The 14,235-nt window shown below is 68.2% G+C and carries 12 protein-coding genes; 4 read left to right on the forward strand and 8 right to left on the reverse strand.

Annotation, left to right across the window (positions count from 1 at the left end; translation table 11 throughout):
- On the forward strand, positions 1-435 hold a 435-nt coding region (locus tag G4D87_RS20115; RefSeq protein WP_240358431.1), incomplete at its 5' end, for a hypothetical protein.
- Positions 436-445: 10 nt separating this feature from the next.
- Positions 446-4,711, forward strand: a complete 4,266-nt coding sequence (locus G4D87_RS20120) for an AAA family ATPase (protein WP_163783685.1) — start codon at positions 446-448, stop codon at positions 4,709-4,711.
- Here the strand turns inward: G4D87_RS20120 and G4D87_RS20125 are convergent.
- Positions 4,704-6,119, reverse strand: coding sequence for a B12-binding domain-containing radical SAM protein (locus G4D87_RS20125; RefSeq protein ID WP_205507653.1), 1,416 nt, complete (start codon positions 6,117-6,119; stop codon positions 4,704-4,706). The two genes, G4D87_RS20120 and G4D87_RS20125, sit on opposite strands and share 8 nt — an antisense overlap.
- 321 nt (positions 6,120-6,440) lie before the next feature.
- Here G4D87_RS20125 and G4D87_RS20130 point away from each other — a divergent pair, with 321 nt between their 5' ends.
- Positions 6,441-6,977 (forward strand): YceI family protein, encoded by a 537-nt coding sequence (locus G4D87_RS20130; protein ID WP_163783686.1) that lies wholly within the window; start codon positions 6,441-6,443, stop codon positions 6,975-6,977.
- A 7-nt stretch (positions 6,978-6,984) separates the two neighbouring features.
- Here G4D87_RS20130 and G4D87_RS20135 read toward each other — a convergent pair whose 3' ends face one another.
- The gene (locus G4D87_RS20135) at positions 6,985-7,980 is read right to left on the reverse strand and encodes an endonuclease/exonuclease/phosphatase family protein (RefSeq protein WP_163783687.1); all 996 of its coding nucleotides are present in this window, start codon (positions 7,978-7,980) and stop codon (positions 6,985-6,987) included.
- A gap of 167 nt (positions 7,981-8,147) precedes the next feature.
- On the opposite strand from G4D87_RS20135, the gene G4D87_RS20140 reads away from it, so the two are divergent.
- The gene (locus tag G4D87_RS20140; protein ID WP_163783683.1) at positions 8,148-8,300 is read left to right on the forward strand and encodes a hypothetical protein; all 153 of its coding nucleotides are present in this window, start codon (positions 8,148-8,150) and stop codon (positions 8,298-8,300) included.
- 16 nt (positions 8,301-8,316) lie between these two features.
- Here G4D87_RS20140 and G4D87_RS20145 read toward each other — a convergent pair whose 3' ends face one another.
- From G4D87_RS20145 to G4D87_RS20170, 6 genes are all read right to left on the reverse strand, one after another.
- On the reverse strand, positions 8,317-8,619 hold the full coding sequence (locus tag G4D87_RS20145) for a hypothetical protein (protein WP_163783688.1): 303 nt from the start codon (positions 8,617-8,619) through the stop codon (positions 8,317-8,319).
- An 80-nt stretch (positions 8,620-8,699) separates the two neighbouring features.
- Entirely contained in the window at positions 8,700-11,042 is a 2,343-nt protein-coding gene (locus G4D87_RS20150; protein WP_163783689.1) for an ATP-binding protein, read from the reverse strand.
- Between the two features lie 14 nt (positions 11,043-11,056).
- Positions 11,057-12,241 carry a hypothetical protein gene (locus G4D87_RS20155; protein WP_163783690.1) on the reverse strand — a complete coding sequence of 395 codons (1,185 nt, stop codon included), beginning with the start codon at positions 12,239-12,241 and terminating at the stop codon, positions 11,057-11,059.
- A 15-nt stretch (positions 12,242-12,256) separates the two neighbouring features.
- On the reverse strand, positions 12,257-12,865 hold the full coding sequence (locus G4D87_RS20160) for an ImmA/IrrE family metallo-endopeptidase (RefSeq protein ID WP_275902293.1): 609 nt from the start codon (positions 12,863-12,865) through the stop codon (positions 12,257-12,259).
- A 110-nt stretch (positions 12,866-12,975) separates the two neighbouring features.
- Positions 12,976-13,350, reverse strand: a complete 375-nt coding sequence (locus tag G4D87_RS20165) for a hypothetical protein (RefSeq protein WP_163783692.1) — start codon at positions 13,348-13,350, stop codon at positions 12,976-12,978.
- A complete protein-coding gene (locus G4D87_RS20170) occupies positions 13,337-13,936 on the reverse strand; it encodes a sigma-70 family RNA polymerase sigma factor (protein WP_163783693.1) in 600 nt (199 codons plus the stop codon). The genes G4D87_RS20165 and G4D87_RS20170 overlap by 14 nt, the downstream gene beginning before the upstream one ends.
- Positions 13,937-14,235: the final 299 nt, after the last annotated feature.

A 14,235-nucleotide genomic window follows, 5' to 3' on the forward strand; every position in this document is an offset into this window, starting at 1 on the left:
CCCAGGCAGGGCGGGCCGCGTCGTCTCGAGTGCGCCATCATGATCAGTCCCGACCATCCGCTCGCCAGCTGGTTCCTCGTCATCGCCGGGACGCTCTTCCTGGTCGTCATCGCGCTTCCCCTGCTGCTGATGCCCCTGACGTGGGCGCGCTGGTTCGGGTGGCGGCTGCCAGAGGGGAACAATCACCTCACGGTGTACTTCGGGCGCTGCCTGGGCGCGGTGGCGCTGGCCATCATCCTCACGGCGGCCCGCTTCGTGTCACGGCCGGGCCCCGCCATCTTCGACCTCATCGGCTGGGTGTGTGCGGGAATGGTGGTCGTCCACACCTGGGGCGCCCTGAAGAAGGCGCAGCCGGTGTCGGAGACGGTGGAGATTGGCTTCTATGCGGTGGTAGGCGTGCTGGCCATGTGGATCCGCTTCAACGCCCTGGGCTGAGCGCATGGCCATGTCTCCGGTGGACATCGACCCCATCCTCGCGACGTTGGCGCCCTACATCCCCGGCGCCGTGCTCCGGCGTCTGGAGCACACGGAGGCGCACGCGCTGCCGCTCGTGGAGCCGGTGCGAGGCGCCATCCTCCTGCTGGACATCGCGGGCTTCACGCCCATCGTCGTCAGCCTGAGCAGTGCGGGGCCCCGGGGCATCGATGCGCTCCAGCGGCTCCTGACGAGCTACTACACGGAGATGATCGACGTCGTGAAGGACCACGGCGGCGACATCTACCAGTTCGCCGGTGACTCCATCCTGGCCTGCTTCGAGGTGGAGCCGGGCATGGACGCCAGCGGCGCGGTGCAGCGCGCGGCCCGGTGTGCGTTGGACGTCCAGCAGCGGCTGTCCCGCTTCGCGCACCTGGAGTTGCTGGGCCAGCGCTTCAGCGTGTCGTCGCGCATCGGCATCGGGTTCGGCGAGGCCCACCGGGTGGTGCTGGGCGCCACGGGGATGTGGATGCACCCCGCGCTCATCGGCCAGCCGCTGGCGCAGGCGGTGGCGGCGGAGAAGCGGGCCACGGTGGGGGAGGTGCTCCTCAGCCCGGAGGCGTGGGCCCTGCTGCCGGAGCCGGCCCGTCAAGGCGAGGCTCGCGGCGACGCGTACCGCCTGGCGCCCACCGCGGCGCTGCGCGTGCCTCCCGCGCCTGCCTTCGTGTTGCCCTCGGGGCCGGAGCTGGTGGCCCGGTGCTCGCTGCTGCTGCACCCGGTGCTCTTCACGAAAATCACGACGGCGCACCAGGAGTTCAGCGGCGACTTCCGCGACGTCACCTGCTTCTTCCTCCGCTTCGACAGCCAGCGTGTGTCCGCGCGGCCAGAGGACTACACCCGCGAGCTGAACGCCTTCTACGAATACGTCCAGCGGGAGAGCGCGCACCACGGCGGCGTGTTGCTGATGACGGACTTCACCGACAAGGGGAACGTCCTCTACGTCATCTTCGGCGCGCCCACGGCCTTGCAGAGCAAGGAGGTGCTGGCCTGCCGGCTCGCGTGCAAGCTGATGCGGGAGCGGGAGTCCTTCCCCTTCGTCGCGTCGCTGCAGATTGGCATCGCCACCGGTCCGGCCTACTTCGGCGACATGGGCTCGCCCTGGCGCAAGGGCTACTCCGCGCTGGGCGAGGTGGTGAACATGGCCGCCCGCCTGATGACGCACGGGCAGGGCAGCGGCATCCACATCGACGCGCAGACGGAGCGCAAGCTGCACCAGGGCGGCTTCGACACCGAGTTCGTGGAGGATGCGCGGCTCAAGGGCGTGTCGCGCGCGGTGCCCGTCTACCGGCTGTCGGCGGAGGTGCGCCGCAGCCTGTTCCTCAAGGGCAAGGGCGACATCGTCGGCCGGCAGCACGAGGTGGAGGCGCTGCGCCAGGCCGTCGACGAGTCGCTGCGGGGCCACGGCCGCATCTGCGTGGTGTCGGGCGAAGCGGGCATCGGCAAGTCGCGGCTGGGCGCGAAGGTGGTGGAGGTGGCGGAGGCGCGGGGGGCCCACAGCCTCTACGGCATCTGCTACTCGTACGAGATGTTCACGCCCTTCTTCCCGTGGAAGGAGGTGCTGGTCCAGCTCTTCGGCCTGCATGAAGGCGACGACGTGGAGACGCAGCTGTCCCGGCTGCGCCAGGGCTTCGCGGGCCTGGAGGACACGGGGCCGGAGTGGATCCCCGTGCTCGCGGGCATCCTGGGGCTGCCCGTGGAGGAGTCACCCCTCACGCGCGACCTGGATGCCCGGCGCAAGAACCAGAAGCTCTTCCAGGTCATCCTCCAGCTCCTGGAGAAGCTGTCGCGCCAGACGCCGGTGCTGCTCTTCTTCGAGGACCTGCACTGGGCCGACAACATCTCCGTGGACCTCATCGAGTACGTCGCCGCGCGGCTGTCTCCGCTGCGGGTGACGCTGCTGGTGACGATGCGGCCGGGCGAGCACCTCAAGAGCCTCAAGGGGCTGCCCGGGCTGCGGTGGTTGGACCTGTCCAGCCTGGATGACGAGGACACGCGGGCGCTGCTGCGGCTGCACCTGCGCATGGAGACGCCGGACACCGCGCTGGAGGACTTGCTGCTGGCCAAGGTGCAGGGCAACCCGTTCTTCACCGAGTCCATCGTCCAGGGCATGGTGGAGAAGGGCTACCTGGGGCCGGTGGCGCCGGGCGCGGAGCGGCTGGAGCTCAAGCGCAGCCTGCAGGGGCTGGAGCTGCCGGACTCCATCCAGGACGTGGTGCTGACGCGCATCGACCTGCTCACGGAGACGGAGAAGCTGGTGGTGCGCGTGGCCTCCGTGGTGGGCCGCATCTTCACGCTGGAGGCCGTGGCCGCCCTGGCGCCCGGCTCGGTGTCCCCGGAGCGGATTCGCGAGGCCATCGACACGCTGACGCGGCTGGGGCTCATCCTCCTGGAGCTGGAGGAGCCGTTCACCTGCATCTTCAAGCACATCGTCATCCGCGACGTGGCGTACACCACGCTGCTGGTGTCCGCGCGCGAGGACCTGCACCGGCGCATGGCGCGCTTCATCGAGGCCCGCGCGGGGGACAACCCCGTCAAGTCCGCGGGGATTCTTGCCTACCACTCGCTGGCGGGGAACGACGAGGTGAAGGGCCTGGAGTACACGCTGATGGCGGCGCGCAGCGCGCGCGAGCAGTACGCCAACGACGACGCCGTCCACCACTACAACCGGGCCATGGAGATTCTGGGGGGCACCGTCGCGCTGGACCCGGAGGAGGTCCTGCAAAAGACGCGCGTCGTGATGAAGGAGCTGGCGGAGACCCTGCTTAGCGCGGGCAACTACGCGGGCGCCATCCTCATGTTCGAGCAGTGCCTGGCGGACGAGGAGCAGGTGCCGCGCCGCGCGGAGATTCACCTGGGCCTGGGCCGGGCCCACCAGGAGAAGGGCGAGTCGAAGCGCGCCATCCAGGAGCTGGAGACGGCGCTGGAGCTCATGGGGCGCACGATGCCGCGGAGCATGGCGGCGCTGGTGCTGCGCGCGGTGCTGGCCATGGGGCTGCACCTGCTCTACGGCCTGTTCCCCTGGCTGGTTCGGCCGCTGGGCGCGCGGCTGCCGCTGTACTTGAAGCAGCTGTCCACGCTCATCTCGCTCATCAAGATCTACTACTTCGCGGACATCGGGAAGCTCACCTGGGCCACGCTGGTGGCCACGACGATGGCGGAGCGCTCGCGCAGCGAGTACGGCCTGAGCCTGGCGACCAGCTACTACGGCTCCCTGCTGTTCGGCTCGGGGCTGGTGGGGCGCTCGGGGCACTGGTGCCAGCGCGCGCTGGTGCATGCGCGGCGCTCACGGGATACGGCGGCGGAGGGCGTGGCGCTGAGCCGGCTGGCCACGCAGGCCATCTTCACCAACGCGCAGGCCCGCGCCACGGAGTACGGCGAGCAGGCCGTGGCGCTGCTGCGGCAGGTGGGGGACATGTGGGAGGTGCAGACGGGCCTGATGATGCTGGCCACCAGCCAGTTCCTGGCCTCGCGCTTCGAGGACGCCGAGCGGGCCTTCCGGGAGATGGGCCGCGTGGGCGTGGAGCTCAACGCGCTGATGCACCAGGGCTGGTCGCACGCGTGGGTCCCCATGTGCCGCTACCTGCGGGGCGATGGGGACGTGGGCGAGCTGTGCGCGGAGCTGGAGGAGGGCCTGCGCATCAGCATCGACGTGCAGGACCTGGCCAACCAGTGCGCCAGCCTGAATCACCTGGTCAACGTGGCGGTGCGTGAGCACCAGGTGGAGGAGGCGGCGCTGATGGCGGTGCGCGCCGACGAGGCGCTGTGGCGCTACCACGTGCTGGTGCCTTTCCTCCAGATTGGCCTCGTGGACGCGGCGGAGGGCGCGCTCTTCGCGCTGGAGCAGGGCGCCGTCTCCGTGCCGCGCGAGCAGCTGTGGGCCCTCTACCGCCGCTGCGCGCTCAAGGCGCGGGCCCTGGGGGCGCTCTATCCGTACCTGCGCGGCCCGGCCATGCGGGTGATGGCGCGCGCGAAGGCGCTCAAGCGGGGCGCGAAGGCCGCGGAGCCGCTGTTCGACCGCGCGCTCGAGGTGCTGGAGGCCACGCCCAACCGCTGGGAGACGGGCGTGGCCTACCTGGACGCCGCGGCGGCGTTGCCTCACCGGCGCACGGCGTTGCTGGCCCGTGCGCGTGACATCTTCACCGCCATTGACGCGCGGGCGGAGCTGCGGCGGGTGGAGCGGCTGGAGTCCGGGCCCCAGGACGCGGCGCCGCACCTGGCCGCGGCGGCGCTCACGTGAGCCGCTGCGGCTGGAGGCCGAGCTGGGCCATCTGCTGCGTGTCCCAGTACTCCAGGGCGTCCTGCCCGGCGATGTAGCGGCGCGCCGTGTTCTTCAGCGGGTTTCGGATGCTCACGATTTCGGGCCCGGAGAAGAGGATGGTCTGCTTGTACCGGGGCATGTCGCTCATCGTCAGCTTGGACCAGTAGTGGCGGGCGATGTTGGGCAGGCTGCCGAGCTGCGCGCAGAGCCGGTGGAAGTGCTCCACCACCTCCGACGGGTGCAGGTGCTTGGGCTGGTGGCAGAGCGTGTAGCCGTCGTAGTCGCGGCTCAAGGTGCCCGGCAGCAGCCGGTTCTCCGCCTGGAGCTCGCGGAAGAAGGGCGTCTCCGGGTAGGGGCAGACGATGCCCAGGAAGGTGACGGAGAAGTACTGGAGGTCGGCGAGGTACTCGGGGAGCTTCTCCAGGTAGTCGTTGGTGTCTCCGTCCGAGCCCACGATGAGGCCGAAGGACAGCAGGATGCCGGCGGAGAAGACGCGGCGGATGACGGCGTCCACTTCGCTCAGCTTGTTCTGGCCCTTGTTCATGGCCTTGATGGAGTCGGGGTTGAGGGACTCCAGGCCGGTGTAGACGTAGCGGCAGCCCGCCTTGGCCATCAGCTTCACCAGCGACTCGTCCTTGAGGACGTTGAAGGTGAGGGCGCAGCCCCAGGTCTTCTTGAGGGGAATCAGGGCCTCGCACAGCTCGCGCAGGTACTTCGGTGAGCCCCCGAGGTTGTTGTCCAGGAACATGAAGGCGTCATCCATCAGCCCCATGAAGTTGGGGTTCCAGCGCATGTGCCGCTGGATTTCGTCGATGACGTGGGCGACGGGGCGGTAGCGGTAGCGCTCGTTGCCGGTGAGGACGCAGAAGTTGCAGGAGAAGGGGCAGCCGCGCGAGGCCTCGATGCCGGGCAGGCGCAGCTTGTTGTGGGTGAAGTCGATGAGCTCGTAGCGGTAGGGCCGGATGGCGGCGGGGCCCAGCGGCGGGCGCTGGTAGCGCTGCTGGAGCTGGCCCTTCTCGAAGTCCTCGATGAGCGCGGGCACGTTGGCCTCGGGCTCGCCGGTGATGACGGCGTCGAAGTACTGCTGGGCGTCGTCGGGGAAGTAGCTGGCGTGACGGCCGCCGGCGACCGTCGTCATGCCTCGATGGCGGAAGAGGGTGGAGAGCACCTTGGTGTGCTCGTAGTAGGAGTGCAGATAGGAGAAGAAGACGAGGTCCCAGTGGCGGTCCAGGGGGATGTCGCACTCCTTCTCGTTGAAGATCTCCACCTCCGCGTGCGCTGGGCACAGGCCGGCGATGAGCTCCGGCACGGAGGACTGCATGATGGAGGGCTCTTTGAGGCGCAGCCGGGTGGGGTGCGTGTACGTGGCGATGACAGCAATCCGCATGCGATGACGTGGCTCCAGGACGAGGCGGCGCGGCCACGGGGCGGCAAGGAGCACTGTCACATGGTTCGGCTCCCCCCGGCCTGGCCGTGAAAGCAGAATCCCCCTGTTTCAAGCTTTACGCAAAATGACAGCGGCTCGGCGCGTCCGTGTTCTTGGTTTCCAGACTGTCGTGTTTCGCAGGCGGCCCACCGTGCCCTCGGCCTCGTCACACCGTGTGCATGGAGTTTCAATGAGTGGGTCATTATCTAGTCGGGGTCCGCTTGCCGACCCACCCCGGCTTGGACTGATTGCACCCCGTCCCCTCATCCGCCGAGCGCCCCCATGTCCGTCAGCACCTGGAACATCGACGCATCCCACTCGTCTGTCCTCTTCGTTTCGCGCCACATGGTGGTGGCGCGCGTCCACGGCCGCTTCGAGCGCTTCTCTGGAATCCTCCGCGTGAATCCCGAGCAGCCCACTCAGGGTGAAGTCGAGATGTCCGTGGAAACGGCGAGCATCTACACCGGCGCGCCAGACCGGGATGCGCACCTGCGTTCTCCGGATTTCCTCGACGCGGAGGCTTCGCCCGCCATCACCTTCCGCAGCACCCGGGTTGAACCCGTGGGCGGCGCCAGCTTCCGGCTCATGGGCGACCTCACCATCCGCAACGTCACGCAGCCGGTGGCCTTCGACGCCCGCCACACCGCCACGTCGAAGGACCCCTGGGGCAACATGCGGCTCATCTACTCGGCGCGCACCACCATCAATCGCACCGAGTACGGCATCCGCTGGAACAAGACGCTCGACAATGGTGGCTGGCTCGTCGGTGAGAAGATCGACCTCGAGCTCGACATCCAGGCCATTCCCGCGACGGCCTGAGCCGGGCTCAAGGCGCGGGCATGAAGTCCGCGTACACGGCGGCGTGGTCCGACCCGCCATAGCCGCCTCGCGGGTCCCTCGCCGTGCGGAACGAGCCAGGCACATACGAGCCCCCGCCGCGCGCCAGGTACAGGTGGTCAATGGCCTGGAGGTCGCCGTAGTAGGCATACGTCCACGTCTCGCTGTCCGGCCGGTCGCTGGCGACGCGCAGCAGCGCGCCGTCGCGCTCCACCTCGGTGATGGGCTCCGAGCCCGGCACGTCGTTGAGGTCTCCCCCGAGGACGACCAGCGCGTCTGGCGCCGCCCGTGCCGCGCCCGCGACGATGTCCCGCGTCGCCACGGCCTCGGCGAAGCGGCGCCCGGGGTCGTCGTTGGACTTGGAGCGGAAGTGCGCGGAGAAGACGATGACCTTCTTCCCGTCCACGTCCAGGTGGACCTCCAGCAGCTCGCGGGAGAACCGGGTGGCGGAGCCATCCGGGCGCCACAGCGTGCGTTCCCGATGCCCGCGCACGTCGGTGATGGGGTGAACGGAGAGGACCGCCACGTCCACGGACGCCGGGGCGCCTGTCTCGCCCAGCTCCGAATATCCGAAGCGGGGAAGCCGTGACGTCAGCGCGTCGAGCGAGGCCTGGGTCTCCACCTCCGCCAGCAGCACCACGTCGGCGTTCAGTCGCGAGATGGCGGACGCGAGCCGGTCCGCCTGGAGGCCGAACTCAGACGGGGTGGGCAGCGCCTCGTAGTGACTGCCGCCGCACTCACCCGAGTCACACACCGTGTCGAAGAGCCGCTGCACGTTGAACGCCGCGATGCGCACGCTGCCTTCGACCGCGGTGTCGGGCGGCTGCGGCGGCACACAGGCCGCCCCGACACACGGTTCCTCGGGGCCGGGCCCCGGTGGCATCTCACGCCCCTCGCAGGCGGACAGGGACAAGAGGGTGGCCAGCAGGGCAGCGGCGCGGAGGCGCTCGCGGTCCCGCGACGCAGGAGGAAAGGGGCGTGACATGGGGCCGCGAGACTACTCCATCGCGGGCGGGCAGGCGGGGTGCCGCGTCGTTGGCAGGCGCTCTGGATTCCCGCGCATTGCTTCCTGCTGGGCGTTACGGCATGAAAGCGGCCAGCGGCGGGGTTCGAGCTTGCCGCACGGACTGTGTGCGGAGGGGAGTGCGCGGCATGGTGTTCGAAATCCTGATTGGCGCTGCGGTGATGACGCTCATCACCGTGCTCTTCACCGGGCCCGGCATGTGGAGTTCCACCTGGGGCTACCGGAAGCGGGAGGGCCAGGACGCGCCGAAGTCCCCCGACGCGGAGCGCAAGGAGCCGTAGTCTCCCGCGCCCAGCGTCACTGGCAGATGCCGGGGCAGTCCGTCGCCCCCGAGCCAGGCGAGCAGGCATCCAGCGGGTCGTCCACGCACTGCGTCCCCGCCGACACGCAGTCGCCGTAGAACCCACCGCAGCATCCGACGTACCCCTGGGGCACGTCGCACGGCGTCGCGAAGCTCCGGCACTCGGCGTCGCCCGAGGCGGGCCGGGCGAACACCCGCACCTGTGCGCAGGCCTCGCCGTCATCGTCGGAGCCTCCGCTGCAAGCGGTGAGCAGCAGCGGGGCCATGATTGCGAGCGCGGCCTTCATTCGTCGGTCCATGTCCGCTATCAGGCCAGGACTGGCGCGCGCGTCCAGTCCCCCGCACCGGAGGTGTCGGGGGATGAAACGTGGGGCGCGCGTCACTCCACCAGCAGCCGCTTCACCGGTGCGGGGTCCACCGCGACCATCAGCGGCCGGGTGAAGTTGCTGAACGACACCAGCGCCTGACCGGGCGCCAGCCGCGACACCCGGCTCCAGAGGCTTTCGTCGATGCTGCCCACCGACTTCTGCATGCGGGCGATGACGGAGCTGTCGGCGATCTTGTGGATGACGAAGTTGTTGATGAGCCCCAGCACCTCGTTGGGCAGGTGCTGTGGAAGCTGGGTGACGAAGACGAGCCCCATCCACCGCTTGCGGCCCCGCTTGGCGATCTTCGCCACCTGCTCGAAGAGCACGGGCATCTGGGCGATGCGGCTGGCGGAGAGGAACTCGTGGGCCTCTTCGATGATGATGAGGACCGGCGTGACGGCGGAGTTCTTCTCCCGGGCTCGCTGGTATCGCTCTTCCTGCGCGTCCTGGAGGCCTCGCAGGATGTCGGCGATGACCAGGTTGTTGAGCTGCGGCGAGTCCGTGTCCGACAGGTCGATGACAGAGACCCGGCCGGGCTTGAGCATGGACTCATAGGCCACGCCCTGCGCATTGCTGACGTCGAAGATGCCCAGGCGCTTGAGTCCCCGCAGCTTGCTGGACAGGGTCCTCCAGCTCACCGAGTGACGGCTCGGGTTGGCCCGGACCCGGCCGATGACATTGCCGAAGTCGCTCTTGAACTCCGTCTGGAGGAGGACGCCGCGGTTGCGCGGCTTGGGCGCGTCCTCGGCCTCTTCGTCGTGGTCGTCGCTCTCTTCGGCGGCGGCTGCCTGCTTCCGAGCCGGGGTCCGGGACTTCTTCTCGGGTGCCTCCGTCTTCCCCTCATTGCTGAGGCTGTAGATGTACGCGCTGACCACGTCCAGGACGTGGTCGATGGTCATGTGCGGATAGCCCGTTGACAGCTCATCCACTTCCAGCGCCTTGCCGCGCTCGTCTTCCGTCTTCGGATAGATTCTGAAGTCTTCAAGCAGTTGCTTGGTGACGTCGTAGGCCTTGAGGAAGCGCTCTTGCTGCGCGTCTGTCAGATTGAGAATCTCAGAGAGCGCGTAGGGGGACAGGCTGGAGAACTTCAACGAGAAGACGCGGCTGTTCCGGTGCTGTTCGTTGAGGCTTTCGCGTCCGATGAGGTGGTGGATGTGGAGGTCCTTGACGCCCTCGGCCCGTTGGCCGCGCCGCTTCAGCGCCTCGAGCATGGCGGCCTGGTCCGTGGGCTTGTCCACGTGCGTGTATTCCCCCTCCACATCGAAGACGATGGTGGCGATGTCTTCCCGCTGCGCCCGGTGGATGAGCGTGGCGACCGTGGTCGACTTGCCTCCACCTGTCGTACCGATGATGCCCGTGTGGCGCGGGAGGATGGACTTGTCGCGGGGATTGAGCCGGGCCTCCATCTTCTCGTAGCCCACGACGAGCCCCAGGCACAGGTCTCCGCTGGTGCCCAGCACCCGCGTGCTCTCCGCCTCGTCGAGCAGGAAGACGGGGCTCTGCGGGCGAGGCCGGAAGCGCGGCGGCTTCAACGTCCCATCGACTTCTTCGCCGACAATCTCTATCTCCGCGCGCCCGTGATAGTCGAAGGTGTACGCCAGCTTCTTGCCATGCGTGACGACACCAATGGCCATGGTGGAGTTGGCGGGCACGGCGTTGGGTTCAGCGAAGGGCCCTCGCACCACCACGCCGAGATAGGCGCGCTGGTCCTCCCGGGATTTCACCCGGACCAAGGTCTGGGAGGCGAGTTGATGCAGGTCTTCGCGCGTCAGCAGGACGGTGATGAGGTTGTCCTGGCTGGCCGACACGTCGAAGTGGGTGAAGCCCACCGCCGTTTCCAATTCGGGATCCAACTGGGCGTTGGCCTTGACCTGCTGTTTGAGCGCGTCCAACGCCTGGAGAGTCTCCGCCGGCGTCTGCTGGAAGGCTCCGTCAAAAGCCGGCGCGGGGAGGGGGGCCCTGCCATTCATTGCCGGCGCGGCCTGGGCGGGCGTGGCTCGTTGCGGGCCACTCATGCCGGCGGAGGGCCGGGCCGCGCCAGGGTTGGGGCCGGATGCGGTGGAGGCCGGTGGCACCCTCCCCGAGCCACTTCCAGGGCGGGCACCTGCTGGGAGCGGGCTCGGCGTGGCGCGCGTCGCCTGCGCCGCGGAGGCGGGTCTGCCGTTGGGCGGCGCCGACCCCGGCCGCCCGGAAGCCATGCTGGCGGGCCCGTTGCCGTGGGCTGTGCCTCGGTCACCTGCTGGCTCCTGGCCCGGTGCGGGCCTGCCCGCCACCTGCGCGGAGCGGGACGGTGGTCCCCGGAATGTCCCTGCCTCGGAAGAGCGCTGCCCCCTGCCGTCATCAGCCATGCTCATTCTCCTCCTGCCTGCTACCTGCTCTTGATCCGGTCGGTGAAGTACTCAAGGTGGGCTCCGGCCTGGGCGTAGGCATCGTGTATCAGTCCCAGGAAGCCGTCCTCGCCGAAGGCGCTGCGGCACGCGGTCTCCGCCACGTCGAGGAGCATCGGGAAGCCTCGCTCCGGGCGGAGGATGCTGTCGGCCAGGGCCACTCGCACCGCGAAGTCGACATGTTCCCTGTGCGCGTAGAAGGCGCGCGGCGGCGTGCGTTCGGACGCGCGGAACACGCCACACACGATGTCCGGGCAGCACTCCTCCACGAAGGACTGCGCCAGCCGTGAGCTGTCGCCCTCGTACTCCCACCGGTTGACGACACGCTCGCCGAAGCGCTCCAGGGTTTCGATGATGGCGTACTCGCCCGCGCGGAGCGCGTGGCCCAGCGTCAGGAAGCCGCGCTCCTCCATCTCGCTGGAGACGAAGACGAACTTCTGGTGGCGCTGAACAAGCTTCCGGAGCACCTTCAGGGATGCCACCAGCAGGCTCCGGTAGCCAGAGCCGGACAGCAGCTCGAAGGCGCAGGGGTTGCCGTGCCCGATACGCCACTCCGCGCTGGCTTTCTCCACGAGGACGGCCCGTTCGGCATAGGTCCGGATGCCACGCCGGGCCAGCTTGGACAGCGTGTCCTGGCGAGGGCCCGAGGAGCGGCGCGTCCGGCTGAAGATGCAGTCCAGTGCATCCTGCACGGGGCTGGCGCTCTGCTGGGCCATCTCCTTGCGGAACAGACGTTGGGAGAAGGTGCCCGACGTGCCTCCGTAGCCCACCAGGGCGATGCCAAGCTGGGTGATGCCCAGCGGCAGGCTCTCATGGTTGGTCGTGCTGCCATGGATGGCCTCGACCCTTCCCGTGAAGAGCAGGCCGTTGTGGATGGTCTCCAGTTCCTCCGCCGTGGTCTGGTAGACGCCGGCCTTCTTCGGCGCTCCGGGCCGGTTGGCGATGAGCGGGAAGACCTCATTGCGGATGATGGTCCGCGCGCGTCCTTCCTTGTCGACGGCGCCGGCAATCTCAGACCGGAACCGGTCCATGATGCCCTCGATGTCGAGCCCCTGGGACCAGGTGTCGAGGTCGAGTGTCGCGCTCAGGTCCTCGCCAAAGGCTTTGCGGAAGTCGTCGTCGCCCACGAGCTCTGCGTCGCCCTCGAAGGGGAAACCACCAGCCATGCCTGCCTCCCAGCTTCACCGATGAAATTCGACCACTGAACCGGCCTGGAGCCGCTCACGGCGCGTGAGCATCCGGGCATAGGTCCGCGCTTGTGACAGCGGCAGCCCGAACCGCGCGGCGAGCTGGGCCGGACCGCTCCTGGCGTCCACTGTCTTGAGGAACGGATACGCGACGTCGGCGGGCGCCAGCAGCTCGAACGCGAGCCGGTCCGCGCGCCACTCCGCGTGCGCCACGCTGCCAGACTGGATGATGCCTTCGGCGTCCCGGTCCATCAGCTTCACCTGGATGCCAATGGGGAGCTGGTCCAGCGCGAGCGCGAGCTGCTCCGCGAGGGTCGGGGGGCGCAGCGCGTCGAGCACCGCCATGAACGACGCGCCATACTTCTTGAGCACACGCGCCCGCGGCATTCTGTGGTCGAGCACGAAGTGGGAGACCTCGTGCGCCAGGGTGAAGCGCTGGTCGTCTTCACTGTCATTGCTGTCGCGAAACAGCATGCCGTGGCCCTTGTTGGCCACCATGCAGCCACGGAACCGGCGGGGCGTCGCGGGGACCGAATGGTCGATTCGCATTCGGGTGAGCCAGCTCGCGACAGACGCGGACGTCAGCCCTTTCAGGACCACCATCGTCACGACCTGGGACAACGCCCTTCCGGCGTCACGCGCGAGGTTCCGGGGGAACGACGTGGGAGGCGGGAGCCCGGAGGCAGCCACCGCCTCCCTCAACCAGGGTTCGGTCATGTCTGGGGCTCGTCGTCCCGCTCGCGGTCCTGGGCCGCCATCAGCATGCCGCCCTGTTGCGCCGAGCCGTCCGCGGAAGACGCCTGGAAGACCTCCACCACCTTCAGCCGCCCCAACACCTGGAGCAGCAAGTAGTCATCCACGCCATGCCGCTCCGCGATGGCGGTTACCTGCTCATTGAAGTGGTCGCCCTCCGGACGACGGCACAAGGCCATCCAGTTCAGCGTCTCCACGGAGCATCCCAGCTCCTTGGCCAGTCCCTCTTCGGACATGCCTTCGAGCTGCCGATACTTGTCGAACGCATGGCCCAACATCCAGGCTTCGCTCTTGCTGCGCCGGGCCGCCAGCTCAAGCCACTCAGGATTCGTCATCGGAATCCTCCTTTCCAATGCGCGCCAATCGCTTCATGAGCCGGTCCCGGTGCCGCTTCACCTCGCGCTGTTGCTCCACCTTCGGCAAGGCGCCAAGTCCGAGCACCTTCCCCAGCGCGGGAGTGCTGTTCTCGCCCTGGAGTACGAGCCCCAGGAGCTTGCGCTCCTCCGTGCGGAAGTTGATTTGCTCGAGTTTCTTCACGGCGAGGCTGGCCTCCACGGATAGCTCCATGGCCTCTTTCGGAGCCGGCGCGCGAAGTGCGAATACCCCGCCAAATTTCTCTTCTCTTCGGACGCGCGCCTGGCTGGAGCGCTGCCGGTCCATGGCCCGCCGCTTGGCCGTATGCGTCAAGTACGTGGACAGCTTGGCGCGTTGGCGGTCATAGCGCAGGGGGTTGCGCAGGTAGTCGAGCACCGCATCAACCGCCGAATCATAGGCCTCGTCGCCTTGGCAGCTCATCTCATACCGCAGGACTCTCAGGATGGGGTCCATGAACACCCGGAACACATCCTGTGAAGCCAGCGGGTCGTCTTGAATGACCCGCTCGTGCAGCTTCAGCTCCACTTCCCATGTTGGAAAGCTCATCCCCTCACCTCGCCGGGAGACCTGCCCCGTTCTCGGTTTGAATGCGTTGGTGTGTGCTCCTTCGGAACCGATGCCACGAGTTCGACGCAAAGGGCGCTTCGCATTACCGCGTGAGGTTGTCAGTGATCAGCGGGAGGGTCTGTACCTCCCGGGTGGTATGCCCAAAAAATCAAATAAATGGAAGGGGAGGGGGTTCGGCACAGCGCGTCGCCAATGCCCATACCACCCGGGTGGTAAAGACAGACCCATCCCTCCGCTGCATCCTTCAGGGCGGATGCAGGCGTTGTGTGGTGCCACCC

It is taken from the genome of Myxococcus vastator (assembly GCF_010894475.1).
Taxonomy (GTDB): domain Bacteria; phylum Myxococcota; class Myxococcia; order Myxococcales; family Myxococcaceae; genus Myxococcus; species Myxococcus vastator.

Bases quoted from the DNA above. Each gene is read 5' to 3' on its own strand.
- G4D87_RS20120 (WP_163783685.1), top strand. From the start codon at position 446: ATGTCTCCGGTGGACATCGACCCCATCCTCGCGACGTTGGCGCCCTAC.
- G4D87_RS20125 (WP_205507653.1), bottom strand. From the start codon at position 6,119: ATGCGGATTGCTGTCATCGCCACGTACACGCACCCCACCCGGCTGCGC.
- G4D87_RS20130 (WP_163783686.1), top strand. From the start codon at position 6,441: ATGTCCGTCAGCACCTGGAACATCGACGCATCCCACTCGTCTGTCCTC.
- G4D87_RS20135 (WP_163783687.1), bottom strand. From the start codon at position 7,980: ATGTCACGCCCCTTTCCTCCTGCGTCGCGGGACCGCGAGCGCCTCCGC.
- G4D87_RS20140 (WP_163783683.1), top strand. From the start codon at position 8,148: ATGGTGTTCGAAATCCTGATTGGCGCTGCGGTGATGACGCTCATCACC.
- G4D87_RS20145 (WP_163783688.1), bottom strand. From the start codon at position 8,619: ATGGACCGACGAATGAAGGCCGCGCTCGCAATCATGGCCCCGCTGCTG.
- G4D87_RS20150 (WP_163783689.1), bottom strand. From the start codon at position 11,042: ATGAGCATGGCTGATGACGGCAGGGGGCAGCGCTCTTCCGAGGCAGGG.
- G4D87_RS20155 (WP_163783690.1), bottom strand. From the start codon at position 12,241: ATGGCTGGTGGTTTCCCCTTCGAGGGCGACGCAGAGCTCGTGGGCGAC.
- G4D87_RS20160 (WP_275902293.1), bottom strand. From the start codon at position 12,865: ATGGTGGTCCTGAAAGGGCTGACGTCCGCGTCTGTCGCGAGCTGGCTC.
- G4D87_RS20165 (WP_163783692.1), bottom strand. From the start codon at position 13,350: ATGACGAATCCTGAGTGGCTTGAGCTGGCGGCCCGGCGCAGCAAGAGC.
- G4D87_RS20170 (WP_163783693.1), bottom strand. From the start codon at position 13,936: ATGAGCTTTCCAACATGGGAAGTGGAGCTGAAGCTGCACGAGCGGGTC.